The 22055-nt window shown below is 66.2% G+C and carries 26 protein-coding genes; 14 read left to right on the forward strand and 12 right to left on the reverse strand.

Annotation, left to right across the window (positions count from 1 at the left end; all coding sequences use genetic code 11):
• The gene (locus KF941_RS04130) at nt 1-1338 is read right to left on the reverse strand and encodes a PepSY domain-containing protein (RefSeq protein WP_240540214.1); all 1338 of its coding nucleotides are present in this window, start codon (nt 1336-1338) and stop codon (nt 1-3) included.
• Nucleotides 1339-1459: 121 nt separating this feature from the next.
• Nucleotides 1460-1966 carry a copper chaperone PCu(A)C gene (locus KF941_RS04135; RefSeq protein ID WP_214272614.1) on the reverse strand — a complete coding sequence of 169 codons (507 nt, stop codon included), beginning with the start codon at nt 1964-1966 and terminating at the stop codon, nt 1460-1462.
• 37 nt (nt 1967-2003) lie between these two features.
• Here KF941_RS04135 and KF941_RS04140 point away from each other — a divergent pair, with 37 nt between their 5' ends.
• The 5 genes from KF941_RS04140 to KF941_RS04160 all read left to right on the forward strand — a co-directional run bounded on the left by KF941_RS04140 (nt 2004) and on the right by KF941_RS04160 (nt 5711).
• Entirely contained in the window at nt 2004-2321 is a 318-nt protein-coding gene (locus tag KF941_RS04140; protein ID WP_072463134.1) for a DUF1007 family protein, read from the forward strand.
• Between the two features lie 167 nt (nt 2322-2488).
• Nucleotides 2489-3286 (forward strand): ABC transporter ATP-binding protein, encoded by a 798-nt coding sequence (locus tag KF941_RS04145; RefSeq protein WP_214272615.1) that lies wholly within the window; start codon nt 2489-2491, stop codon nt 3284-3286.
• The gene (locus KF941_RS04150; RefSeq protein WP_214272616.1) at nt 3286-4113 is read left to right on the forward strand and encodes a dipeptide/oligopeptide/nickel ABC transporter ATP-binding protein; all 828 of its coding nucleotides are present in this window, start codon (nt 3286-3288) and stop codon (nt 4111-4113) included. The genes KF941_RS04145 and KF941_RS04150 overlap by 1 nt, the downstream gene beginning before the upstream one ends.
• 66 nt (nt 4114-4179) lie before the next feature.
• The gene (locus KF941_RS04155; protein WP_214272617.1) at nt 4180-5001 is read left to right on the forward strand and encodes an ABC transporter substrate-binding protein; all 822 of its coding nucleotides are present in this window, start codon (nt 4180-4182) and stop codon (nt 4999-5001) included.
• Between the two features lie 131 nt (nt 5002-5132).
• A complete protein-coding gene (locus tag KF941_RS04160) occupies nt 5133-5711 on the forward strand; it encodes a hypothetical protein (protein WP_214272618.1) in 579 nt (192 codons plus the stop codon).
• A gap of 27 nt (nt 5712-5738) precedes the next feature.
• Here the strand turns inward: KF941_RS04160 and KF941_RS04165 are convergent, their stop codons facing one another.
• The 4 genes from KF941_RS04165 to KF941_RS27810 form a co-directional block, all read right to left on the reverse strand.
• Entirely contained in the window at nt 5739-6176 is a 438-nt protein-coding gene (locus KF941_RS04165) for a Fur family transcriptional regulator (RefSeq protein WP_181180826.1), read from the reverse strand.
• Nucleotides 6177-6457: 281 nt separating this feature from the next.
• The gene (locus KF941_RS04170) at nt 6458-6643 is read right to left on the reverse strand and encodes a hypothetical protein (protein WP_208861644.1); all 186 of its coding nucleotides are present in this window, start codon (nt 6641-6643) and stop codon (nt 6458-6460) included.
• 286 nt (nt 6644-6929) lie between these two features.
• Nucleotides 6930-7481 carry a hypothetical protein gene (locus KF941_RS04175; RefSeq protein ID WP_072463141.1) on the reverse strand — a complete coding sequence of 184 codons (552 nt, stop codon included), beginning with the start codon at nt 7479-7481 and terminating at the stop codon, nt 6930-6932.
• A 78-nt stretch (nt 7482-7559) separates the two neighbouring features.
• Entirely contained in the window at nt 7560-7760 is a 201-nt protein-coding gene (locus KF941_RS27810) for a hypothetical protein (protein ID WP_240540215.1), read from the reverse strand.
• A gap of 465 nt (nt 7761-8225) precedes the next feature.
• Between KF941_RS27810 and KF941_RS04185 the strand changes: the two genes are divergently transcribed.
• The 4 genes from KF941_RS04185 (at nt 8226) to KF941_RS04200 (ending at nt 11832) form a co-directional block, all read left to right on the forward strand.
• Complete coding sequence (locus KF941_RS04185; protein ID WP_214272620.1) at nt 8226-9128, forward strand: metal ABC transporter substrate-binding protein; 903 nt, start codon at nt 8226-8228, stop codon at nt 9126-9128.
• A 117-nt stretch (nt 9129-9245) separates the two neighbouring features.
• Nucleotides 9246-10130, forward strand: coding sequence for a manganese/iron ABC transporter ATP-binding protein (locus KF941_RS04190; protein ID WP_276315856.1), 885 nt, complete (start codon nt 9246-9248; stop codon nt 10128-10130).
• Nucleotides 10127-10993, forward strand: coding sequence for a metal ABC transporter permease (locus tag KF941_RS04195; protein ID WP_214272621.1), 867 nt, complete (start codon nt 10127-10129; stop codon nt 10991-10993). The genes KF941_RS04190 and KF941_RS04195 overlap by 4 nt, the downstream gene beginning before the upstream one ends.
• Nucleotides 10990-11832, forward strand: coding sequence for a metal ABC transporter permease (locus KF941_RS04200; protein ID WP_036757660.1), 843 nt, complete (start codon nt 10990-10992; stop codon nt 11830-11832). The genes KF941_RS04195 and KF941_RS04200 overlap by 4 nt, the downstream gene beginning before the upstream one ends.
• Before the next feature lie 82 nt (nt 11833-11914).
• On the opposite strand, the gene KF941_RS04205 is transcribed toward KF941_RS04200, so the two are convergent.
• From KF941_RS04205 to KF941_RS04225, 6 genes are all read right to left on the reverse strand, one after another.
• Entirely contained in the window at nt 11915-14200 is a 2286-nt protein-coding gene (locus tag KF941_RS04205; protein WP_214272622.1) for a FepA family TonB-dependent siderophore receptor, read from the reverse strand.
• Between the two features lie 961 nt (nt 14201-15161).
• On the reverse strand, nt 15162-15347 hold the full coding sequence (locus KF941_RS04210; RefSeq protein WP_214272623.1) for a hypothetical protein: 186 nt from the start codon (nt 15345-15347) through the stop codon (nt 15162-15164).
• Nucleotides 15348-15358: 11 nt separating this feature from the next.
• Nucleotides 15359-15841 (reverse strand): autotransporter-associated beta strand repeat-containing protein, encoded by a 483-nt coding sequence (locus tag KF941_RS04215; RefSeq protein ID WP_214272624.1) that lies wholly within the window; start codon nt 15839-15841, stop codon nt 15359-15361.
• Nucleotides 15842-15850: 9 nt separating this feature from the next.
• The gene (locus KF941_RS28280; protein WP_275600364.1) at nt 15851-15976 is read right to left on the reverse strand and encodes a hypothetical protein; all 126 of its coding nucleotides are present in this window, start codon (nt 15974-15976) and stop codon (nt 15851-15853) included.
• Complete coding sequence (locus tag KF941_RS04220) at nt 15967-16140, reverse strand: hypothetical protein (protein ID WP_214272625.1); 174 nt, start codon at nt 16138-16140, stop codon at nt 15967-15969. Before KF941_RS04220 ends, KF941_RS28280 begins: the two co-directional genes overlap by 10 nt.
• Nucleotides 16141-16350: 210 nt before the next feature.
• Nucleotides 16351-17268: a LysR family transcriptional regulator gene (locus tag KF941_RS04225; RefSeq protein ID WP_114537477.1), complete on the reverse strand. Its 918-nt coding sequence runs from the start codon at nt 17266-17268 to the stop codon at nt 16351-16353.
• 189 nt (nt 17269-17457) lie between these two features.
• On the opposite strand from KF941_RS04225, the gene KF941_RS04230 reads away from it, so the two are divergent.
• From KF941_RS04230 to KF941_RS04250, 5 genes are read left to right on the forward strand one after another with little or no spacing between them, the layout of a single operon-like run.
• Nucleotides 17458-18657 (forward strand): ABC transporter substrate-binding protein, encoded by a 1200-nt coding sequence (locus KF941_RS04230; protein ID WP_116222848.1) that lies wholly within the window; start codon nt 17458-17460, stop codon nt 18655-18657.
• A complete protein-coding gene (locus tag KF941_RS04235) occupies nt 18657-19433 on the forward strand; it encodes an ABC transporter ATP-binding protein (RefSeq protein WP_072463153.1) in 777 nt (258 codons plus the stop codon). Before KF941_RS04230 ends, KF941_RS04235 begins: the two co-directional genes overlap by 1 nt.
• Nucleotides 19430-20134 carry an ABC transporter ATP-binding protein gene (locus KF941_RS04240; RefSeq protein ID WP_036757657.1) on the forward strand — a complete coding sequence of 235 codons (705 nt, stop codon included), beginning with the start codon at nt 19430-19432 and terminating at the stop codon, nt 20132-20134. The genes KF941_RS04235 and KF941_RS04240 overlap by 4 nt, the downstream gene beginning before the upstream one ends.
• 1 nt (nt 20135) lies before the next feature.
• Nucleotides 20136-21023 carry a branched-chain amino acid ABC transporter permease gene (locus tag KF941_RS04245; RefSeq protein ID WP_214272626.1) on the forward strand — a complete coding sequence of 296 codons (888 nt, stop codon included), beginning with the start codon at nt 20136-20138 and terminating at the stop codon, nt 21021-21023.
• 1 nt (nt 21024) lies between these two features.
• Complete coding sequence (locus KF941_RS04250) at nt 21025-22023, forward strand: branched-chain amino acid ABC transporter permease (RefSeq protein WP_036757655.1); 999 nt, start codon at nt 21025-21027, stop codon at nt 22021-22023.
• Nucleotides 22024-22055: the final 32 nt, after the last annotated feature.

The raw sequence follows: 22055 nt of genomic DNA on the forward strand, positions 1-22055 counted from the left end.
TTACTCCGTGATGGACCAGGGCTGCGTTGCGGGGGCCGCGTCGGGCAGGTCGGGTTGCGTGGGGGCAGGGCCGGTGACCGGGCTTGCCGGGCAAGCCGCCGGGCGCGGCTCATGCACTTCCGGGCCGGGGATGGAGCGACCGATGCCATCGGCGGCCGCGGACTGCGCCGGTTTGTCGCCACCCGCATTGAAGCCGATATAGAGGCTGGCCTCCAAATCCCGGATCCGCTCGGGAGTCCATTCGTCAACGAGCAGCCCGGCCATCCGCGTCGCCGCGGTGCTGCGCCCTTCGATCGCCGTGATCGCGGCATGGTTCAGCACGCCGAAGGACTGGCCCATATGGGTGTTGATCCCCCATTCCAGCCATTTCCCCAGCGGACCGTAATCGGCATAGCCCATGTCCAGCAGCGGCTGCCCGCTATATTGGTCCAGGTGCACCACACGCTGCTGAGTGAGGTCGTCGGGATAGACCGAACCGCTGAACATGTCTTCGGGCTTCTGCGGCAGGTTGACGGCATAGCCGCGATGCAGACCCAGCCGGTCGAAGGACGCGATCGCATCGTCCAGGGTGATCGGGGTGCCGCCGGGCACCGGGCTTTCAGGGATCTGCGCCTGTTCCAGCGACCACGAGGTCTTGGCAATCTGATCCAGCTTCTGCTGCGACATTGGCACGTTCACCCGCACCCCGTCGGGATAGCCGAAGTTGTTGCCGTTGGCCCATTCGTTCACCTTGCTGCCCCAGACGCCCGACCAGGGCATGCCGGTGACGGCCAAGAAGACGATGAAGAGGCCCACGAGCAGCCCCGTCACCGCATGCAGGTCGCGCCAGAACACCCGGCGCTGCGGCTTGCCCCGAACGGAGACGATGCCGCCCTTTTGCCCGCGCGGCCACCACCGCCAGGTGCCGGTGCCGACCAGCAGGATCGACCAGCCCGCCGCGATCTCGATGACATAGCGCGTCCAGGTGCCGAAATACTTGAAGCTGTGCAGCGTGCGGATCGTCCACATGATCGTCGAACGATCCGGCATCGCGCCCAGCACCAAGCCGTTATAGGGGTTCACATAGACCGCCATCTTGCCGCGCTCCGTGCTGACGGTGATCTTGGTCGAGGCGCCGGGGTCGGCCGGATCGGTGTATTTGACCGCCGTGCCCGGAACCGCATCCAGGGTCGAGGCGACCTGCGCGGTCGGTGCCAGCCTTTGGCTGTCCTGCACCTGCACGCGCTTGAGGTCGGCGTGATACCAGTTGTCGATCTCGTTGCGGAAGACATACATCGCGCCGTTGATCGACAGCGTGATCATGAAGGGCAGCACCAGCAGGCCCGCGTAAAATGCCAACGCCAGACGGCGCGATAAAGGTCGCCCACACCCTGGCGAGCGGTATTGGGAATTGCAGACATGGAGTCCTCGCATGCGTTGGCCCGCCGAGGCAGGACCGATGTTGGCTGGGAACGGGCGCTCAATGGCCCGAATGATCAGAGGTATGGCCCTGGTCGGCGGCGGGTGTGGCATTCATGGCGCGCACCTCGAACGGCAGGGCGATTTCGCCCGCTTTCTCGAAGACCAGTGTCGTCTCGACGGTATCGCCCTCGGCAAAGGGGGTCGGCACCTGCATGAACATCAGGTGATAGCCGCCGGGCTTCAGCTCGACCGAGCCACCGGCCGGGACTGGCAGGCCATCGGGCAGTTCGCGCATCTTCATCACGTCGCCCTTCCTGGTCATCTCGTGGATATGCAGCGCGCCCGCCCGCGTCGAGCGGGCCGCGACCAGCCGGTCCTCCTGGCTGCCCTTGTTGGCGATGGTGACATAACCGCCGGCCACCGGGGCATTGGGCGGCATGGCGCGGACATAGCCGTCCGAAAGCAGCAGATCTCCATGCGTTACGGGATCGGCCGAGGCCGAGGCGGCAAGGAGGCCAAGGAAAAGCGCGCCCAGCATCGGGGCGGCCAGAATTCTGGATTTCATGGTTCTATCTCGTGTCTGAACTGCATTCACCGCCCCGATGGACGATGGCGAGGTTCAGACTGCGGGCGGTCCCCGAGCCGAGGGGGCAAGCACCTGCGCGCAGGGCGCGATCTCGATAAGGATGTATGATCCGGGTTACTACACCACCTATCGGCTGTCCTCTCCTCTGCGGATCGCCGGCCGGCAAGGATGCGAGATCCGGGTAAGGCGGGCAGACGGCGAGGCGGCACGCCGTCGCCATGCCGACGAACTGGCGCTGCTGGATGCGCTTGTCGCGATGGGACAGAAGATTACGTCGAATGTCGGGGCTGCCTTCGCCGACGAATGGATGCTTTCATGTCGTGCGGCGCGCTGAGACCGCTGCGCGGGGATTTAACGGCTCTTCGTATTGCGTTGTCAGGCCTATGGGTCCGGAAAAAGCAGGATCGCACGTAATAACATCACTGCTGCTCTTGACATGTAATAGCATTACATTGTCTTCCTGAACGCCGGACAGCTATCGACGCGGATGCAGGTGCGGGTATGGACAGAACGGCAATGCTGGAGGTCGCGGGGCTGCGGATCTCCTTCGGTCCGCGCGAGATCGTCGGTCCGCTCAACTTCACCGTTGCGCGCGGCGAGCGGATCTGCCTGCTGGGGGCATCAGGCTCCGGCAAATCGATGACGGCGGTGGCGATCCTTGGGCTGATCTCGACGCGCGCGCAATGCAGCGGCAGCGTGCGCGTGAACGGCCATGAGGTGCTGAACATCCGTGTGCCGCAGCGTCCCGCCGATGCGCGAGTGGCGATGGTGTTCCAGGACACGCAATCGGCGCTGAACCCACTGGTCTCCATCGGATCGCAGCTTGAGGAACCGCTGCGGCGGCATGGCGGGCTGGATGCTGGGGCGGCGCGGGAGGAGGTCCGTGCCCTGCTGGCCTCCATCGGCCTGCCCGGCACCGACGCCTTCCTGCGGACCAGCCCGGCCGAGATTTCGGGCGGCCAGCGGCAGCGGGTTTGCATCGCGCTGGCGCTGGCCTGCCGCACCGGGCTGATTGTCGCGGATGAGCCGACGACGGCGCTGGACGTGGTGACGCAGGCGCAGGTGCTGGAGGTGCTGAAGCAAAAGACCAGCGCGCCCGGCAGCCCCGGCTTGTTGCTGGTCACGCATGATCTGTCGGCGGCGATGCGGGTCTGCGACCGGGCGCTGATCCTGGCCGAGGGGCGGATCGTCGAGGATGGTCCCATCGACCAGATCCTGAATCGCCCGCGTCATTCCTTCACCTGCGAACTGGTCGATTGCGCCTGCGAGGGGCTGCATATCGTCCGCGAGGTTGCTTGATGAACGCCCTTCTCATGAACGAGGATGGCTCTTTCCTGTCGGTCAGCGGGCTTGAGCGCAGCTTTCCGGTCCCGGCGGGCCTGTGGCGCAAGCCCGAACGCCGCATGGTGCTGCGCGGGGTCGATTTCGCGCTGTGGCCGGGTGAGCGGGTGGCGCTGGTGGGCGCCTCGGGTTCAGGCAAGACGACGCTGCTGCGCTCGCTGCTCGCCATCGACGCGCCCGATTGCGGGCATATCCTGTGCCAGTGCAAGCCGGTCCGACCGGCGGGCATGGCGGAACTGCGCTGGTATCGGCAATCGGTGCAATACATCCCGCAGGACCCGGCGGCCTCGCTGGACCCGCGTATGACGGTGCGCCAGCAGATCGCCGAGCCGCTGCGCCGCCTTGGTGTGGATTGCGACCACGATGTCCGCATCCGTGAATCGCTGGAACGGGTCGGGCTCGGGCCGGAGCTCCTACTGCGCCGCCGCAATGAACTCTCCGGCGGCCAGGCACAGCGGGTGGCCATCGCCCGCGCCATCGCCACGCGCCCCGCTTTCCTGCTGGCCGACGAGCCGATGAGCGGCCTCGACCTGCCGATCCGCCGACAGGTTGCCGCGGTGCTGCGGGATCTGTCGGAGAACCAGGGCACCGGGCTGCTGATTGTGTCGCATGACATCGTGGATGTGGCGCGGCTCTGCACCCGCACGGTGGTGATGTATGACGGCGCCATCGTCGAGGATCGCCCCAGTGCCGAGTTGCTGGCCGATCCGCACCACCCCGCCGCCCGCGAACTGGTCGCGGCGGCATTGCCCGATACCGCAAGGCTGCCCGCGCCGCAGGCGTAGGCCCCCCGCCTGAAAACCAACCGCTGTCCGGCGGCGCCTGCGTCCGCCATGAATGGAGTGCAACCGATGCTCGCAACCCGAAAACCCCTCGTCCTGTCGCTGCTGGGCGCGCTGATGCTGTCCGCCGGCCCTGGCCTTGCACAGGACGCCGCCCCGCATGACGACAACGCCCGCATCCGGCTGGCGATGTTGCAGCCGCCGCGTTCGGGGCTGACGCCGCTGTCGGACGATGCCTTCAAGCTGTCGCGCTGGAGCGCGGCGGAAACCCTGATCCGGCTGGACCCGGACGGGCTGCCGCAGCCCTTCCTTGCCACCGCATGGGCGCAGGTGGACGACCACACCTGGCGTTTCGTCATCCGCAAGGACGTCAAGTTCCATGATGGCACCGATCTGACGCCGGAACGGGTCGTCGCCTCGCTGGTTGCCGCCACGCAGGCCGCGCCGAAGCCGCGCATCCTCGACGGGGTGGAACTGGAAATCACCGCCGATGGCGACGACGCCGTGCTGGTGCGGTCGCGCGATGTCGATCCGCTGATCCCGAACCGGCTGTCCAGTCCGCAACTGGCGATCCTGGCCGAGCGCGCCTATGGGGCGGACGGTCGCGTGAACCCGATCGAGGCGGGCACCGGGCCCTTTGTGCTGAAGGAGATCAACGGCACCACCAGCGCGAAGCTGGACCGTTTCGACGGCTACTGGGGCGAACGCGCGCAGGTCGCCGGGATCGACGCCGATTACGTCCCCGACGGTACGGCCCGCGCGGCGGCGCTGCGCACCGGCACCGCCCATGTCGTCGAGGCGATCCCGGTCTCGCAGGCGGCGCTGCTGGACCAGAACCTCATCCACGAGCCTGCCTGCCCTGGCAGAGCGTCGATGAGCAGGCCTTCCTGACCGCGCGGGTCATCCTGCCGCTTTGTGCCTGGGACTATGCCGCCGCCCCGCGGGCGTTCCGCGACTGGATCGCCCGGATCGCGGCAGGGGGTGGCCGCTTTGCCAACGCGCCGGACCTGATGTTGTGGAATATGGAGAAGTCCTACCTGCTGGACCTTGCCGCGCGCGGCGTTCCTGTGCCCCGGACCCATGTGATCGCCGATCCCTCTGCCGGGACGGTCGCGGCGCGGATGCGGGAAGAGGGCTGGGGCAGGGCGGTCCTGAAACCCGCCATCGGGCAGAGCGGGAACGGCGTCACGCTGCTTGAACTGGCCCGGATCGGGAACTGGCCGCAGATGCCGCCGGGCGCGCATGTCCTTCAGGAGTTTCAGGCCGATATCGGCGAGACGGGCGAGACCACGCTTACCTTTTTCGGCGGCGCATTCTCACATGCCGTTCTGCGCCGTCCCGCTGCAGGAGAGTGGCGGGCGAACTCGCAATATGGCGTTGCGCTGGAACGGATCCGGCCCGACAAGGCCGTCATCGAGGTGGCCCGCCGCGCGCTTGCGGCGCTGCCCACGCCCCCGGCCTATGTGCGGGTGGATGGCATCGCCCGGCCAGGGCGTGAATTTCTGGTGACCGAGATCGAGCTGATCGAACCCGCGCTGTTCCTGCATCTCTGCCCCGGAAAGGCGGAAAGGATCGTGGATCTCCTCTGCTGCGCCGCCTGACGTCGCGGATCGCGCTGATCCTGGTCGCTACTTGCCGCCATTCTTGTCGTCTCTCGGCCTGACGTAGATCTCCAGCCGGTGGCCAACGATTTCGAAACCGTGTTCGCGGGCGATCCTGTCCTGCAATTGCTCGATCTCGTCGCAGCGGAACTCGATCACCTCGTCCGTCTCGACATTGATGAAATGGTCGTGGTGTTCCGAGCCGCTGGTTTCGTAGCGCGCGCGCCCGTCGGCGAAGCTGTGGCGTTCGATCAGCCCGCAGCTTTCGAGCGTGCTGACCGTGCGATAGACCGTGGCGATCGAGATCCCCGGCGCGATCTTGCTTACCCGCCGATGAAGTTCCTCGGCGTCGGGATGGTCGGCTGAATCGCTCAGAACCTGCAGGATCACCCGGCGCTGGCCGGTCAGGCGCATGCCCTTTTCCTTGCAGAGCTCGGCCAGCTTCTTTTCGAGATTCACGGTCATTCGCTCGATTTCGCCCTGTTGGTCCCCCGGCGGGTGAGCAGGCACGATAGCAGTTCGGCCTGCGGGGGTCATCACCCTATCCCGCCCGGCATCCGGGACCGTTCCGGCCGGCCTGGGTCGGGGTGTCCGCACCCTGCCGCCGCTGGGCCGGATGACGAAGCACGACGCGGCATGGGGCGACTGCCGCTGCGAATCCGTCGCTGGGGGTAAAGGTTAGCCCGGCGCCTGCCTTCAGCCCTTGGAGGCGCCGGTTCCATCTCGGCCGCGATCAGGCCGTCGGGTCATCCATCCGCCTGCCCGCGTCGGGTGAGCAAATCGTCTCTATGGACCAGAACGGCGCATTTCGGCGCCTTCATCCCGTTTCCGGCGAATGCCACGGCATTGTCGAAGGGGGCGTCCGCGCCGACGATCTGGGGCGTGCCGAGAAAGCGATAGTCGTCCAGCTTTTCGTGGTCGATCACCGCCACGGCGATCTTCGATCCGCTTTGCGTCGTCTTCGGCGTCTGGCCGCCGGTTTTTCGTCGAAGATCGGCGTGTCGTCATGGACCCACAGGCTGCGCTTGGGTCGATGGTCGGGATGCCGGTTTTCGTCACCGTCGCCTGGATCGGCGTCTGTTTCGCCAGCATGTTCTTCATCGCATCGGTCAGGGCCTTCATGCCCCTCGACCCTTCTGGCTTGGGTCAATGGTTCCCGGCCTGCATCCTGCGGGAGGTGCCGTCCTGGTCCGGCAATCCCGATGCCGACCGGGCGGATCAGTTGAGCAGGCGGCAATGCCCGCAGGCCGATTGCGCGATGCGGCGCAGATGCTCGACGGCATGATGCACCGAAAGCGCGGCGGCTTTCGCGCGGGCGACATGGCTGTCGATTTCCGCCCCGGTCGCGCCTTGCTTGCCGATATGCGCCGCCAGTTCGGCCAGGGCATATTTCAGATGCTGCGCACAGCTGATCCGCAACGCTATCGGGGCGGAGCGCCGGCTCGCGGTCCCGGTCAGCAGGTCGAAGGCGCGGGCAAGGGGTTCCGTCGCCTCGGCGTCCTTGCCCTCATGGACCAGAAGCGCCGCCAGGTTGTGGCACGAGACATTGACGATCACCGGCAGGGGAACGGTCAGCGCCTCGGGTCGTTGCAGCGCGAAAAGCCGCTCCGCCTCGGTCAGGGCCCGCATGTAGAGCGTCCTGGCCGCAGCATGTTCTCCGGCTGAAAACGCCTTGTTGGCGATGGCTGTCAGTTCGAGCCAGAGGTGGTCGCGGCCGGCCGGCGTCGCGGAGGCGGCGTTCATGGCATCGAGGTCTGTAAAGGCATTCATCGTCTTCTCCTTGGGAATGACCATGCCGGCGGCGCGACATCGCTCGGGCGTCGGGCGCCCTTCGGATCGGAAGGGGCGTCACCGTGTCTGTGCGCCGCGGCTTGCGCCCGGTCCGGCTTCCGACGCGGTGCGGCGGATGCGGCACAGCACGTCGATACCCGCAAGCTCATAGCCCAGCGGGGCAGGGGGAAGCTCGGCGAGGTGGATCATCCCAGCCGGGATGTCGAGCAAGCGATCCTCTTCGTCGATATAGAAATGATGGTGATCTTCGCCCTTCATACCAGACCGTGTTGCCATAGGCCGGCACGCGCCGCACCAACCCGGTTTCGCAAAAGCGTTTCAGGCTGCCATAGACCCTGCTCAGGGATCCCGGTGCGCCGCGGCTCTGCAATGCGTCGAAAAGATCTTCCGCCGAGACATGGCGCGGTGGCTGCCCGGACAGGATGTCCACGATGGCGAGCCGCTGGCGCGTCGCCCGCAGGCCCGCTTCGGCCAGGATGCTGCGGGCGCGGTGGGAACCGAATGGGCTGTCATCGCTGGCGGTCATTGGCGGCTCCGACATTGTTGCGAGCAAGTCGCAACAATGGATGGCGAAAGCGCCGTCATTCGTCAAGCACAGATGCAAGTGAATTGCACTTGCAATATTGCTTCGAATCGATATTCCTTACTGCGACTCGCTCGCAACTATGCTGCGACTGGCCTTGCAGGCGGGCTTTCGACCATGGAAACAGGAAAGGAATTCCCATGTCTTCGACACTGGCGCGCCTGCTTGGTGCGGTGACGGCAACGGCGCTGATGGCGGGCGCCGCGACGGCCGAGGACAAGATGAAGGTGGTGACGACCTTCACCGTGATCGCCGACATGGCAAGGCAGGTGGCGGGGGATGCCGCCGAGGTGGTGTCGATCACCAAGCCGGGGGCCGAGATCCACGGCTATGAGCCGACGCCGCAGGACATCATTGCCGCGCAGGATGCCGACCTGATCCTCTGGAACGGCATGAACCTGGAACTCTGGTTCGAGAAGTTTCTGGTCAACCTGGGCGATGTCCCCTCGGCCACGCTGACCGAGGGCATCGACCCGATCCCGATCGCCGCCGGCGCCTATGAGGGCAAGCCCAATCCCCATGCCTGGATGGGTCTCGACAACGCGCTGATCTACATCGACAACATCACCGAGGCTTTCAGCGAACACGACCCGCAGAACGCGGCAAGCTATGTCAGGAACGCCAACGCCTACAAGAAGCAGCTTCGCGCCACGCTTGAGCCGCTGAAGGCCGAGATCGCCCGCATCCCCGAGGACCGGCGCTGGCTGGTGACCTGCGAAGGCGCCTTCAGCTATCTGGCCCGCGATTTCGGGATGCAGGAACTGTATCTCTGGCCGATGAACTCGGACCAGATGGGCACGCCGCAGCAGGTGCGTGCGGTGATCGACGGGGTGAAGGAGCATCAGATCCCCACCGTCTTCTGCGAAAGCACGGTGAATACCGCGCCCGCCGAACAGGTCGCGCGCGAAACGGGAACGCATTACGGCGGCGTTCTTTACGTGGACAGCCTGTCCGAGTCGGACGGGCCGGTGCCGACCTACCTGGACCTGTTGAAGGTCACGTCCGAGACCGTGGCGAAAGGGCTCGCGGCCGGCGTGAGCTAAGGCCTGGCTTGCAAAAGGACTGCCCTGCCGCGGCGCCTTCCGCGCGGCGGGTTTCCCGTTCAAAGGGCGGCCGTCCCGTTCCGGCAGAAAGCGATGACCATGATGCGCGACGACAGAATGACCATGAGGGACAGCGATCCTGGGACGGACCCCGGCGGTGGCATCGTGGCGCGCGACGTGTCGGTGACCTACCGCAACGGCCTGACCGCGCTACGCAATGCCAGTTTCGCGATTCCCACGGGGACCGTCACCGCGCTGGTCGGCGTGAACGGTTCCGGGAAATCGACGCTTTTCAAGGCGATCATGGGTTTCGTGCCGGTGGCCAGGGGCGAGATCAGGCTGCTGGGCATGACGGTCCGCGAGGCGCTGCGCCGCAACCTGATCGCCTATGTGCCCCAGGCCGAGGAGGTGGACTGGTCCTTTCCGGTTCTGGTCGAGGACGTGGTGATGATGGGCCGCTACGGCCACATGGGTTTCCTGCGCCGCCCGTCGCAGGCGGATCGCGACGCGGTGGGGCGGGCGCTGGCCCGCGTCAACGTGCAGGACTACCGCCATCGCCAGATCGGAGAGCTGTCCGGCGGCCAGAAGAAGCGCGTCTTCCTGGCCCGCGCGCTGGCGCAGGACGGCCGCGTCATCCTGCTGGACGAGCCCTTCACCGGCGTCGACGTCAAGACCGAAGAGCAGATCGTGGCGCTGCTGCGCGAATTGAGGGACGAGGGGCGGGTGATGCTGGTCTCGACCCACAACCTGGGCTCGGTGCCGGAATTCTGCGACCGGGTGGTGCTGGTCAAGGGCACCGTGCTGGCCCATGGCCCGACCGAGACCACCTTCACCCGCGAAAACCTCGAGGCGGCCTTCGGCGGCGTGCTGCGCCATTTCACCCTGGGCGGGCAGGCGCTGCATGACGACGAGGACAGCCGCCACGTCACCATCCTGACCGACGACGAACGCCCGCTGGTGCAATATGGCGACCGCACCCGCACGCGCGAGGGCGTCCGATGAACCTGCTGCTTGAACCCTTCGGCTATCACTACATGACGAACGCCATGTGGGTCTCGGCGCTGGTCGGCGGGGTCTGCGCGTTCCTGTTGGCCTACCTCATGCTCAAGGGCTGGTCGCTGATCGGCGACGCGCTGTCCCATTCGGTCGTGCCGGGCGTCGCCGGGGCCTATATGCTGGGCCTGCCCTTCGCGCTTGGCGCCTTCATCTCGGGCGGGCTGGCGGCGGCGGCGATGCTGTTTCTGTCCGATCGCTCGGGGCTCAAGGTCGATGTGGTGATCGGCCTGATCTTCACCGCGTTCTTCGGGTTGGGGCTGTTCATGGTCTCGATCAACCCGATGGCGGTTTCCGTGCAGACCATCACCATGGGCAACATCCTGGCCATCACGCCCGAGGATACCTTGCAACTCGCCCTCATCGGCCTTGTTTCGCTGGCGGTGCTGGCGCTGAAATGGAAGGATCTGATGGTGGTCTTCTTCGACGAGGCCCATGCGCGTTCCATCGGATTGCGGCCGGGGCTGCTGAAGGGCGTGTTCTTCGTCCTGCTGTCGGCCTGCGTGGTGGCGGCGATGCAGACCGTGGGGGCGTTCCTGGTCATCGCCATGGTGGTGACGCCCGGCGCCACGGCCTATCTGCTCTGCGACCGCTTCCCGCGGCTGATCGCGCTTTCGGTCGCCATCGGCGCGGCCACCAGCTTCCTCGGCGCCTATCTCAGCTATTTCCTGGATGGCGCCACGGGCGGGATCATCGTCTTGCTGCAGACGCTGGTCTTTCTTAGCGCCTTCGTCTGGGCGCCCAAGCACGGGCTGCTGGCCGCCCGCGCCAAGGCCCGCGCGGCGCTTCTGGCAGAGGGAGGCGCGCAATGATCGACACGCTTCTGATGCCGTTCCAGTTCGGCTTCATGCAGAATGCCTTCCTGATCGCCGCCATCGTCTCGGTGCCGACGGCGCTGCTGTCGTGCTTCCTGGTGCTGAAGGGCTGGGCCCTGATGGGCGACGCCGTCAGCCATGCGGTGCTGCCCGGCGTGGTGCTGGCCTATATCTTCGGCTTTCCGCTGATCCTCGGGGCCTTCGGCGCCGGGATGGTGACGGCGCTGGCGACGGGCTATCTGTCGGCCAACAGCCGGGTCAAGCAGGACACGGTCATGGGCGTCGTCTTCTCGGGCATGTTCGGGCTGGGGATCGTCCTTTACACCTCGATCACCTCGGACGTGCATCTGGACCATATCCTGTTCGGCAACATGCTGGGGATCGTGCCGGCGGACCTGCGCACCGCGCTGTGGATCGCCGTGCCGGTTTCCGTCGTGCTGGCCCTGAAGTGGAAGGACCTGATGCTGCACGCTTTCGATCCGGTGCAGGCGCGGGCCTCCGGCCTGCCGGTCGGGCTGCTGCATTACGGGCTGCTGACCATCCTGTCGCTGGCCAGCGTCGCCACGATGACCGCCACGGGACTGATCCTGGCGGTGGGCCTCTTGATCGCGCCGGGGGCCATCGCCTTCCTGCTGGTGCGCAGCTTCGGACGGATGCTGATCGTGGCTGTCGCGGTCTGCATGGGGGCGATGCTGGCCGGGGTCCACGCCAGCTTCTTCCTGGACAGCGCACCGGCGCCGACCATCGTCCTGATCCTGACCGCGGCCTTCGTCGCGGCCCTCGTCCGGCGGACCTGGCAGATCAGGCGCGCCACGGCATCATTTGAGCTCACTTGAGTGTATATAGGGAAACGGCGGCGCACGAGGCACCGCCGTCACGGGGGCTTTTCGGCGCGAGGGGCGGGACCGCCCCGTCGCGTCAGAAGGTCGAGGTCAGCCCGATATAGAAGGCGCGCCCCGGTTCGTTGAAGGTGTTCGTTCCGTCGCTGGTATTGGTGCGCAGGATCCGCTTGTCGAAAAGGTTCGTCACCCCGGCCGACAGCCGCGCCGACTCGCTTACCGCCCAGTTAGCACCCAGATTGACCAGCGTATAGCTGCCGCGGGTTTCGGGATCCTCGATCTCGTTGCCCATGCTGTTGCCGATCGTCGCCGGCTCGATCTTGCCGTAGTGGGTCGCACCCAGCGTCAGGGTCAGGTCAGGCGTGGCATACCAGTCGAGCGAGGCGTTGATCGTATAGTCCGGCACCAGGCTCAGCGGCTGGCCGTTCTCGTCCTCGGACTTGATCATCTTGGTGAAGTTCGTGTTGAAGGCGAAGCTTTCGCCCAGCGGGGTCGAGAAATTGCCCTCGATCCCCGAGATCACCGCGTTCTTCTGGTTTTCCCAGCGGAACAGACGGTTTGTCGTCGCATCCGGGTTGTGCTGGATCCGGCCCGAGGCGATGCGGTTGTCATAGTCGTTGTGGAACCAGGTCAGGCTGGCACTGATGTCGTTGTGACCGGCATAAGCGACGCCGATCTCCTTGTTCAGGCTGCGCTCGGCCTCCAGATCCGGGTTGCCCAGAACGTAGCAGGGACCGCTGAGGCGCACGCCGTCGACATAGGGGCAGCCATTGCCTCGGGTGACATAGACGTAGTTCGGGTTCAGCTGATACAGGTTCGGCGCCTTGAAGGCCCGCGCCACGCCCAGCTTCATCGTCCATTCGTCGTTGAAGGCATAGGTCGCGTTCAGGCTGGGCGACCATGCGCTGCCGAAATTGTCATTATAATCGAAGCGCAGGCCGGGGGTCAGGGTCAGCTTGTCGTTCCACTGGATGTTCGCCTCGGCGTAAAGCCCGATGGTCTGCTGGTCGGTCTTGGGGTCGCGGTTCTCGCCGTCGGGATCGACGCCGGTATCGGGCACCAGCGAAGGGTCGAGCCCGCCGCGGATCGACACGCCGTCCTCCATGAACTCGCCGCGATATTCGGCGCCGAAGGTCACGCGGCTGTCCCGGCCGGCAAGCTTCATCGGCAGGATCCATTCGCTTTTGGCGGTGATGTTGTCCAGCGTGATGGTGCTGAACGCCATCGCGTCGTTTTCCCCGTCGCCATCGGTATCGACGCAATTGGTGATCGCGCCTTCGCCTCCGCCGGCCGTGCCTTCGCAAAGCCGGGCATTGCGGGTGTTTTCCCATTGCAGATAGCTGAACGACTCGCCGAAATCATACTCGCCGCGATGGGTCAGGGACAGGGCGCGGCGATACATGCGGTTGGTCTCGGTGCCGATCAGGTTGACGCCGTCCTGATCCTCTTTCACGCTGCCGAACATCGTGTCGCCGGCATAGATGTTGCCCTGGCGCGAGAAATTCGCCTCGAAGTCGATGACATGACCGGGCGCGACCTGCCAGCTCAGCAAGCCGCCCAGATCCTTGTTCACCACGCCTTCGCGGCCCGCGAGGTTGAGATATTCCGGGTTGCCGTCGTCGTCCAGAACCGGACTTCCATCATCATCCAGCAAGGGAACGCGGTTGATGTCGGGGGCGTCGCCGTCGGTCTTGTTGTAGTTGCCGAACAGACGGAAGGTCAGGTTTTCACCCACGGGCCCGGCCAGCATGAAGTTGCTGCGCACCGTGTCGCCTTCCTTGCGGCTTTCGGGCGAATTGTAATGCATCCCGACCTGGCCCGAGAAGGTCTCGGGGCGCTTGGTGATGATATTGACCACCCCGCCCGACGAGCCCGAGCCATAGCGCGCCGCCGCCGGACCGCGCAGCACCTCGATGCGCTCGATCATTTCGGCGGGCACCCAGTTCGAATCGCCGCGCGAGTCGCGTTCGCCATTGCGGCTCATACGGACCGAGTTGCGCGACATGACCGGCTTGCCGTCGATCAGGATCAGGGTGTTTTCCGGCCCCATGCCGCGAATGTCGATCTGGCGCTGGTTGCCGCGCTGGCCGCTGGCGGTGGCGCCGGTCAGGTTCACGCCGGGCATCTTGCGCACGACTTCGGAAATATCGTTGACCGGAGGGGCTTTCTCGATGTCCTCGGCTGTCACGGTCGAGGTGCCGAGCGCCTGCTTGGCCTGTTCCTCGGCGGTGATCACGATCGTTTCAAGGACGACCGTGTCCTCGGTGGTTGTCTCCTGTGCCAAGGCGGAACCGGCGAAGACCGGCAGTGACATCAGCAGACAGAGTGCGGTGCCCGTGGTCGGGCGCGGGAAAGGCGTCGCCATCGCATGCTCCTGTTGGAAAGGGTCAGGGATGGCTGGCGTCTCGCGCGCTTGCTGGCTTCAACCATTTGTGAATTAAGTCTTCAACGCAAAGAATGCCGAGGCTGCGGCAATCGCGCCGCATCTGTGGCTGTTCTGCCACGGCCGAGCCTGCAAGAGCAGAGCTTTCGAAGTCTGGCCTCTGATTTTCGCAGCGTGGTGTCCGGCAGGAAATCGGTTTACAGGATTGGCGGCGAGGCAGGCAGCCTTGGACCGTTCGACCAAGGACAAGCCCTCCACCAGACGCAGCCCGGGCGTGCGGGCACTGCGGGTATTCTGGAAGCCTCGCCGTAACTGCGCGAATTGCGGCTTGAGGGCGATGAGGTCGCGTGGCGGAAATATGCAGGCGGCTAGGACTATCTGGTCTGGCGTGGGGTGCCGGCGGATGGGCTGATCGCCCTCTTCGGCGCGGAGGGGGAGGTGGAGTTGCCCCGGCTGCCATCTGAGCAAGGCGGCCTGCGTTGTGCGAACTGCAGAGGTCAAGACCGGCCGGATCGACCCGCCGTCGGCACGGATCTTCCGGCCGGCAATGCAGCCCCGCAGGGTTGCCAGGCGGGCCGCCCGCCGCCATCACGCGATTGACACAAGCGCCGAACAGTTGCAGTGCCATCGTAAGCGGGAGCGGCAGCGACAGGGGAGCACCCGTGCCGCCGATCCGGGTGCCGACGGTGGCCGTCGCCCCCGCAAGGACGCGCAATTCGCCGCCGCCCGCCTCTGTCTCCAGCATCCCGCCGCCGGCCAGGGCATAGCTGTCGGCGACGAATTGCAGGCCCTTGAAGGACAAATCGCCCTGGACCTCGACCAGCCCTCCGGTCCCGTTGAAGGCGCCGTGGCCGCCGGCCCAAGGCCATGGGGATGTCGCCGCCACGGTCCCGCCAGGCTAGGTTCGCCGCGCTCCAGACGCCGCTGCCGCCGCGCCAGATCTTCACCGCCGCATCGCCGCCGTGCCGACCACCAGGTCGACATGGCCGCCGCCGGTCACGATTTCATAGGTGCTTGTTCCCAGTGCCGGCGTCGTCGCGATCCCAAAGCCATGGTCGGTCAGCCCGCCATAGCTCAGCAGCCGGTAATAGCCCAGGCCCGCGCCGCCCGCATTGGAAAGCCTGAGCACGCCGTCCAGGGTCAGCTGCCCGCCGACGGTGACGTGATCGCTTGTGCCGCCGCCGGGGGCCGGGGGGCGCCCAGATCAAAGCCGAGGACGGAGCCGGTGCCGAGTTCCATGTCGCCCGCGATCATCAGGGTGCCGATGCTGCCGCTTCCCAGTTGAAGCACGCCGCCGGCCACCAGGATGTCGCCGCTGTGGGTGTTGGTGCCGCTCAGGATCAAGGTGCCGCCGCCCTCTTTCACCAACCCGCCCGTGCCCGAGATCGTGCCGCCGAAGCCCGTGTCGCTGCCGTCCCCGCCCGTGGTCAGCGTGCCCTGGCCAAGCGTGACGTCCCCGGCCCCGGAAAGCGAGCCGATGGTCTGGTCGAACCCGTCCAGGTCGAGCGAGGCCCCGGCATCGACGGCATGCGCGCCGAGGGTCGCAAAGCTGCCGGCAGCCCCCGCCCGCAGGCTGCCCCGAGAGGCATAGGCACGGCCATGGCCGTTCGATCCGTCGCCCATGACGTTGACTCAGCCGGACTTGCCGGCCTCGCTGCCGATGACGCCGGGCTCTGTGTCCAGCCGGCCGCCCGCTTGGATCGCCAGCGTTCCGCCGCCGCCGTCGATGTCGATTGCATCCTGGGCGTTCACGCCCACGCAAGGTTCCAGGCCGCAAGCGGGGGCGGCGGGATGCCGGGAAGCACGTCGCCGCTGGCGGCCACGGTCTGCGCCAAGGCGGCGGGGCTGCCCATGACGCTGCCGAGGACAAGGGCCAGCGCGGTCGAATACAGCGGATCGTGGACGGCCGATGCCCCGCGCAAACGGGCCTTTTGGGGCAACCCTCGCCAGCAGGGCCGTCGGAAGGGCATGTCGCGATGCCATCTGGCGGGCTTTCCCCCATCGTGTCGCCATTCATTGCGACCCTTCTGGCAAAGGAACGTTAAGAGAAGGTCAAGCGGCATGCCGAAGCCCCGAGGCATTTCCGAAGGATTTGATCGATTCCTCGCCCATAGGGGCTTGCCGGGCGGGCCTCAGCCCGGCCCGGCATGGCCGAGGGGGCGGGACAGTTCGTGGCCGCGTTCGGCCAGCCTTGCCGACAGAAAGCCGATCACCGCGCGCACCCATTGCATCACCCGCAGGTCGCGGTGGCAGGTCAGCCAATAGGTCCGGGTCAGGCGGACCCGTTCGGGCAGCACGATCTGCAATTCGGGATATTTCGCGGCGATATACCAGGGCAGCACTCCGATCCCCAGCCCGCCCCGCACCGCCGCAAGCTGGTTGAAGATGCTGGAGCTTTTCACCCCGGCCCGGATCGCGGGATGGATCTCGCCCAGGTAGTCCAGGCCGGGGGCGAAGATCATCTCCTCGATATAGCCGACGAAGCGCAGCCGGGGCAGATCCTCGGGGCTGGCGATCGGCGGCAGGCTGCGCAGATGCTCGCGCGTGGCGTAGAGGTGCAGCGTATAGTCCACCAGCCGCTCGGAGCGATAGGGGCCGCTCGTGACCGGGTCCAGCGTGATCGAGATGTCCGCCTCGCGCCGCGACAGCGACAACACCTGCGGCATGGTGATGAGTTCCAGCGAGATCAGCGGAAATTCCGCGGCAAAGGCCGGCAGCAGATGGGTCGAGAACAGGCTGCCGAAGCCCTCGGGCATGGCCAGCCGCAGCGGCCGCGCCTGGCCGGTGGCGGCGGATTGCTCCAGCGGGATCAGCCCGGCGGCCTGCTCCATCCGCTCGGCCGCCTCGATCAGGCGCTGGCCGGCGGGGGTGGGCTCGTAGCCGCGGGGATTGCGCTCGAACAGGCGGGTGTTCAGCGCCTGCTCCAGCCGGTCGATGCGGCGCGAGACGGTGACATGCGAGGTGCCCAGCTGTCGCGCCGCGCGCGAAAGCTGCCCTTCGCGCACAACCGCCAGAAAGAATTGCAGGTCGTCCCAGCTGAGATTGGCCATCTGTTCGAAAATGCACACGCCCTGTAAGAAATTAAACCTCTCTGAACACTTGTGTCAAAGCCGAATTGCCTGCATCGTTCCATGCGGGAGGGGCAAGGCGAGAGTAGCCCCCTCGCGGGTAACAGGACAGTATTCCCACCCGGCAGGCAGAAGCGGCCGGTGGAAGGGATGCGCCTTTGGGAGGACATAATGCGAAAGATTCTGCTGTCGACCGCCGCGGTCGGCCTTATTGCCACGCCTGCCCTGGCCGAGGTTTCGGACGGGGTGGTCAAGATCGGCATCCTGAACGACCAGTCCGGGGTCTATGCCGATTTCGGCGGCAAGTATTCCTATGAGGCCGCGCGGATGGCGGTCGAGGATTTCGGCGGCAAGGTGCTGGATGCGCCGGTCGAGGTCGTCACCGCCGATCACCAGAACAAGCCCGACATCGCCTCGAACATCGCCCGGCAATGGTATGACACCGAGCAGGTCGATGCGATCATGGAACTGACCACCTCGTCGGTCGGCCTGGCGGTGCAGGCGCTGAGCCAGGAAAAGAAGAAGATCACCGTCAACACCGGCGCGGCCACGACCGAGCTGACCGGGCCGCAATGCACCCCCTATGGCTTCCACTGGGCCTATGACACCCATGCGTTGGCCGTGGGCACCGGCGGCGCGCTGGTGAAGGAGGGCGGCGACAGCTGGTTCTTCCTGACCGCCGACTATGCCTTCGGCTATTCGCTGGAAGAGCAGACCGGCAATTTCGTCAAGTCGCAGGGCGGCACGGTCGCGGGGGCGGTGCGCCACCCGCTGGCGACGACGGATTATTCCTCGTTCCTGCTCCAGGCCCAGGCTTCGGGGGCCAAGGTCATCGGCCTGGCCAATGCCGGCATGGACACGCAGAACGCCATCAAGCAGGCGGCCGAATTCGGCATCACCGCCGGCGGCCAGCGCCTGGCGGCGCTGCTCTTCACCCTGGCCGAGGTGCATGGCATCGGGCTGGATGCCGCGCAGGGGCTGACGCTGACCGAAAGCTTCTACTGGAACCGCACGCCGGAATCGCGCGAGTTCGGCGAACGCTTCAAGGAACGCACCGGCGTCATGCCGAACATGGTCCATGCCGGCACCTATTCCGCCGTCACCCAATACCTCAAGGCGATCCAGGAGGCAGGGACCGACGAGACCGAGGCCGTCGCCGCCAAGATGCACGAGATGCCGGTGGACGACATCTTTGCCCAGGGCGGCAAGGTCGGGCCCAACGGCCGGCTGATCAAGGACGTCTACCTGATGGAGGTCAAGGCGCCCGGCGACGTGACCGAGGACTGGGATTATTACAACGTCCTGGCCACGATTCCGGGCGATCAGGCCTTCCTGAACCCGGCCGAAAGCGGCTGCCCGCTGGTCCAGTGATGGCGGCGACGCTTGCAACGCAGTCCGAGCCGCGGGTGGTCTTGTCCGCCCGCGGCCTCGGCCGGGACTTCGCGGGTTTCACGGCGGTCAACAACGTGGATCTGGACGTGGAGCATGCGCGCATCCACGCGCTGATCGGGCCCAATGGCGCCGGCAAGACCACGGTCTTCAACCTCTTGACCAAGTTCCTGCAGCCGACGCGGGGCCAGATCACGCTCCTGGGCCAGGACATCACCAACACCCGGCCCGACAAGGTGGCGCGGATGGGGCTGGTGCGCAGCTTCCAGATCTCGGCGGTGTTCCCGCACCTGACCGTGCGCGAGAACGTCAAGGTCGCGCTGCAACGCCCCAACGGGCTTTCGACGCAGTTCTGGCTGCCGCTGTCCGCGCTCGACCGGCTGGATGCGCGCGCCGACCAGCTGATCGAGCAGCTGGGCCTGGCGCAATACCGCGACCACCGCGCCGCCGACCTGTCCTATGGCCGCAAGCGCGTGCTGGAGATCGCGACCACCCTCGCGCTCGACCCCGAGGTGCTGCTTCTGGACGAGCCGATGGCCGGCATGGGGCAGGAGGACGTGGCCATGGTCGCGGGCATCATCCGCGACGTCGCCGCCGAACGTGCCGTGCTGATGGTCGAGCACAACCTCAGCGTCGTCGCCGACATCTGCCACCACGTCACCGTGCTGCAGCGCGGCGAGATCATCGCGCGGGGCGACTATGCCACCGTCTCGGCCGATCCGCGCGTGCGCACCGCCTATATGGGGTCCGAGGCATGAGCGCGCCGCTTCTGAACGTCCGCGACCTGCAGGCCTGGTATGGCGAAAGCCACGTCCTGCACGGCGTGAACCTGCATGTGAACGAAGGCGAGACCATCTGCATCCTCGGCCGCAACGGCATGGGCAAGACCACGACGCTGCGCAGCATCATGGGCATCCTGCGCAAGCGCACCGGCCGCATCCAGTTCGCCGGGCGCGACATGATGGCGCTGCCCCTGCACCAGACCGCCCGCGCCGGGCTGGGCTTCGTCCCCGAGGAACGCGGCATCTTCGCCAGCCTCTCGGTCGAGGAGAACCTGATGCTGCCGCCGAAGGTCGCCGAGGGCGGCATGTCGGTCGAGGAGATCTACGCGCTGTTCCCGAACCTCGAGGAGCGCCGCAATTCGCAGGGCACCAAGCTGTCGGGCGGCGAGCAGCAGATGCTGGCCATGGCGCGCATCCTGCGCACCGGCGCGCGCTGCCTCTTGCTCGACGAGCCGACCGAGGGGCTGGCCCCGGTCATCATCCAGGCCATCGGCGAGGTGCTGCAGAAGCTGAAGGGCCGCGGCATGACCGTGGTGCTGGTCGAGCAGAACTTCCGCTTCGCCGCCAAGGTCGCCGACCGCTTCTACCTGATGGACCACGGCCGCATGACGGCAGAGTTCCCGGTCGCCGAACTGCCGGCGCAGATGGACATGCTGCATCGGGAACTGGGGGTGTGAGATGACGATGATTTTCGGCGTGCCCCTCCAGGCCCTGATGGGGCAATTGCTGGTCGGGCTGATCAACGGCAGCTTCTATGCGCTCTTGTCGCTGGGCCTGGCGGTGATCTTCGGGCTGTTGCGCGTGATCAACTTCGCCCATGGCGCGCAATACATGCTGGGCGCCTTCGCGGCGCTGCTGCTCCTGACCGTGGGCGGCATCAACTACTGGCTGGCGCTGATCCTGGCGCCGCTGTTCGTGGGCCTGTTCGCGGCGCTGGTCGAAAAGACCATGCTGTCGCGGCTCTACAAGCTCGATCCCCTTTACGGGCTCCTGTTCACCTTCGGCCTGGCGCTGGCGATCGAGGGCACCTTCCGCTATTTCTTCGGCGCCTCGGGCAAGCCCTATGCGCCGCCCCCGCAGCTGACCGGGGCGGTGAACCTGGGCTTCATGTTCCTGCCGATCTATCGCGGCTGGGTGGTCATCGCCTCGCTGGCGGTCTGCATCGGGGTCTGGCTGCTGATCGAAAAGACCAAGCTCGGCGCCTACCTGCGCGCGGCGACGGAAAACCCGGTGCTGGTGCAGGCCTTCGGCGTCAACGTGCCCTTGCTCTTGACGCTGACCTATGCGCTCGGCGCCGGGCTTGCGGGCTTTGCCGGCGTGCTGGCGGCGCCGGTCTACCAGGTCTCGCCCCTGATGGGCTCGAACCTGATCATCATCGTCTTCGCGGTGGTGGTCGTGGGCGGCATGGGCTCGATCCTGGGCGCCATCGTCACCGGCTACATGCTGGGCGTGGTCGAGGGGCTGACCAAGGTCTTCTACCCCGAGGCCTCGAACATCGTGATCTTCGTCATCATGGCGATCGTCTTGATCCTGCGGCCCGCGGGCCTTTTCGGAAAGGATGCCTGACATGGCCGCAAAATCCGAAACCGTCGCCTCGGAACATGTCGCGGCCCATCCGCGCGCGGGGCAGGTGCAACTGGCGCTGGTCGCCATCGCCCTGGCCGGGCTGCTGGTGGCGCCGATGTTCCTCTACCCGATCTTCCTGATGAAGCTTCTGGCCTTCGCGCTGTTTGCCTCGGCCTTCAACCTGCTGCTGGGCTACACGGGGCTTCTGTCCTTCGGCCATGCCACCTTCTTCGGGGGCGCGGCCTATTTCACCGCCCATGCGGTCAAGGTCTGGGGCTGGTCGCCCGAGGCGGGCATCCTGCTGGGCGTCGCCGGCGCGGCCTTGCTGGGGCTGGTGATGGGCGCCATCGCCATCCGCCGCCAGGGCATCTATTTCGCCATGATCACGCTGGCGCTGTCGCAGATGTTCTTCTTCTTCTGCCTGCAGGCGCCCTTCACCCATGGCGAGGACGGCATCCAGTCGGTGCCGCGCGGGCACCTGTTCGGGCTGATCGACCTGAACCGGCCGATGAACATGTATTACTTCGTGCTGGCGGTGTTCGTGATCGGGCTCCTGATCATCCGGCGTTTCGTGAACTCGCCCTTCGGCATGATCCTGAAGTCGATCCGGGAAAACGAGCAGCGCGCGATCTCGCTGGGTTATTCGGTGCAGCGCTACAAACTGGGCGCCTTCGTGATGTCGGCGGCGCTGGCGGGGCTGGCGGGCGGGGTCAAGGCGCTGATCTTCCAGTTCGCGACGCTGACCGACGTGACCTGGCAGATGTCGGGCGAGGTGATCCTGATGACGCTGCTGGGCGGCATCGGCACGCTCCTGGGTCCCATCGTCGGCGCAGGCCTGGTGGTCACGTTGCAGAACTACCTGGCCACCTCGGACTTCCCGGTGACGATCATCACCGGCCTCGTCTTCATGGTCTGCGTGCTGCTGTTCCGCCGCGGCCTGGTGGGAGAGTTCTTCGCAACGAAAATCGGCCGGAAAATGGGGTTCCGTTCCGAATCGTGATGGTGCGGCCCCCGCGCCGGCGGGGGCCATCA

The sequence above is a fragment of the Paracoccus sp. pheM1 genome (assembly GCF_018499825.1).
Lineage (GTDB): Bacteria > Pseudomonadota > Alphaproteobacteria > Rhodobacterales > Rhodobacteraceae > Paracoccus > Paracoccus versutus.

Excerpts from the sequence above, each read along its gene's own strand:
- KF941_RS04135 (WP_214272614.1), bottom strand. The coding sequence starts at position 1,966 with ATGAAATCCAGAATTCTGGCCGCCCCGATGCTGGGCGCGCTTTTCCTT.
- KF941_RS04140 (WP_072463134.1), top strand. The coding sequence starts at position 2,004 with ATGGACGATGGCGAGGTTCAGACTGCGGGCGGTCCCCGAGCCGAGGGG.
- KF941_RS04145 (WP_214272615.1), top strand. The coding sequence starts at position 2,489 with ATGGACAGAACGGCAATGCTGGAGGTCGCGGGGCTGCGGATCTCCTTC.
- KF941_RS04150 (WP_214272616.1), top strand. The coding sequence starts at position 3,286 with ATGAACGCCCTTCTCATGAACGAGGATGGCTCTTTCCTGTCGGTCAGC.
- KF941_RS04155 (WP_214272617.1), top strand. The coding sequence starts at position 4,180 with ATGCTCGCAACCCGAAAACCCCTCGTCCTGTCGCTGCTGGGCGCGCTG.
- KF941_RS04160 (WP_214272618.1), top strand. The coding sequence starts at position 5,133 with ATGGAGAAGTCCTACCTGCTGGACCTTGCCGCGCGCGGCGTTCCTGTG.
- KF941_RS04165 (WP_181180826.1), bottom strand. The coding sequence starts at position 6,176 with ATGACCGTGAATCTCGAAAAGAAGCTGGCCGAGCTCTGCAAGGAAAAG.
- KF941_RS04175 (WP_072463141.1), bottom strand. The coding sequence starts at position 7,481 with ATGAATGCCTTTACAGACCTCGATGCCATGAACGCCGCCTCCGCGACG.
- KF941_RS27810 (WP_240540215.1), bottom strand. The coding sequence starts at position 7,760 with ATGAAGGGCGAAGATCACCATCATTTCTATATCGACGAAGAGGATCGC.
- KF941_RS04185 (WP_214272620.1), top strand. The coding sequence starts at position 8,226 with ATGTCTTCGACACTGGCGCGCCTGCTTGGTGCGGTGACGGCAACGGCG.
- KF941_RS04190 (WP_276315856.1), top strand. The coding sequence starts at position 9,246 with ATGACCATGAGGGACAGCGATCCTGGGACGGACCCCGGCGGTGGCATC.
- KF941_RS04195 (WP_214272621.1), top strand. The coding sequence starts at position 10,127 with ATGAACCTGCTGCTTGAACCCTTCGGCTATCACTACATGACGAACGCC.
- KF941_RS04200 (WP_036757660.1), top strand. The coding sequence starts at position 10,990 with ATGATCGACACGCTTCTGATGCCGTTCCAGTTCGGCTTCATGCAGAAT.
- KF941_RS04205 (WP_214272622.1), bottom strand. The coding sequence starts at position 14,200 with ATGGCGACGCCTTTCCCGCGCCCGACCACGGGCACCGCACTCTGTCTG.
- KF941_RS04215 (WP_214272624.1), bottom strand. The coding sequence starts at position 15,841 with ATGGGCGACGGATCGAACGGCCATGGCCGTGCCTATGCCTCTCGGGGC.
- KF941_RS04225 (WP_114537477.1), bottom strand. The coding sequence starts at position 17,268 with ATGGCCAATCTCAGCTGGGACGACCTGCAATTCTTTCTGGCGGTTGTG.
- KF941_RS04230 (WP_116222848.1), top strand. The coding sequence starts at position 17,458 with ATGCGAAAGATTCTGCTGTCGACCGCCGCGGTCGGCCTTATTGCCACG.
- KF941_RS04235 (WP_072463153.1), top strand. The coding sequence starts at position 18,657 with ATGGCGGCGACGCTTGCAACGCAGTCCGAGCCGCGGGTGGTCTTGTCC.
- KF941_RS04240 (WP_036757657.1), top strand. The coding sequence starts at position 19,430 with ATGAGCGCGCCGCTTCTGAACGTCCGCGACCTGCAGGCCTGGTATGGC.
- KF941_RS04245 (WP_214272626.1), top strand. The coding sequence starts at position 20,136 with ATGACGATGATTTTCGGCGTGCCCCTCCAGGCCCTGATGGGGCAATTG.
- KF941_RS04250 (WP_036757655.1), top strand. The coding sequence starts at position 21,025 with ATGGCCGCAAAATCCGAAACCGTCGCCTCGGAACATGTCGCGGCCCAT.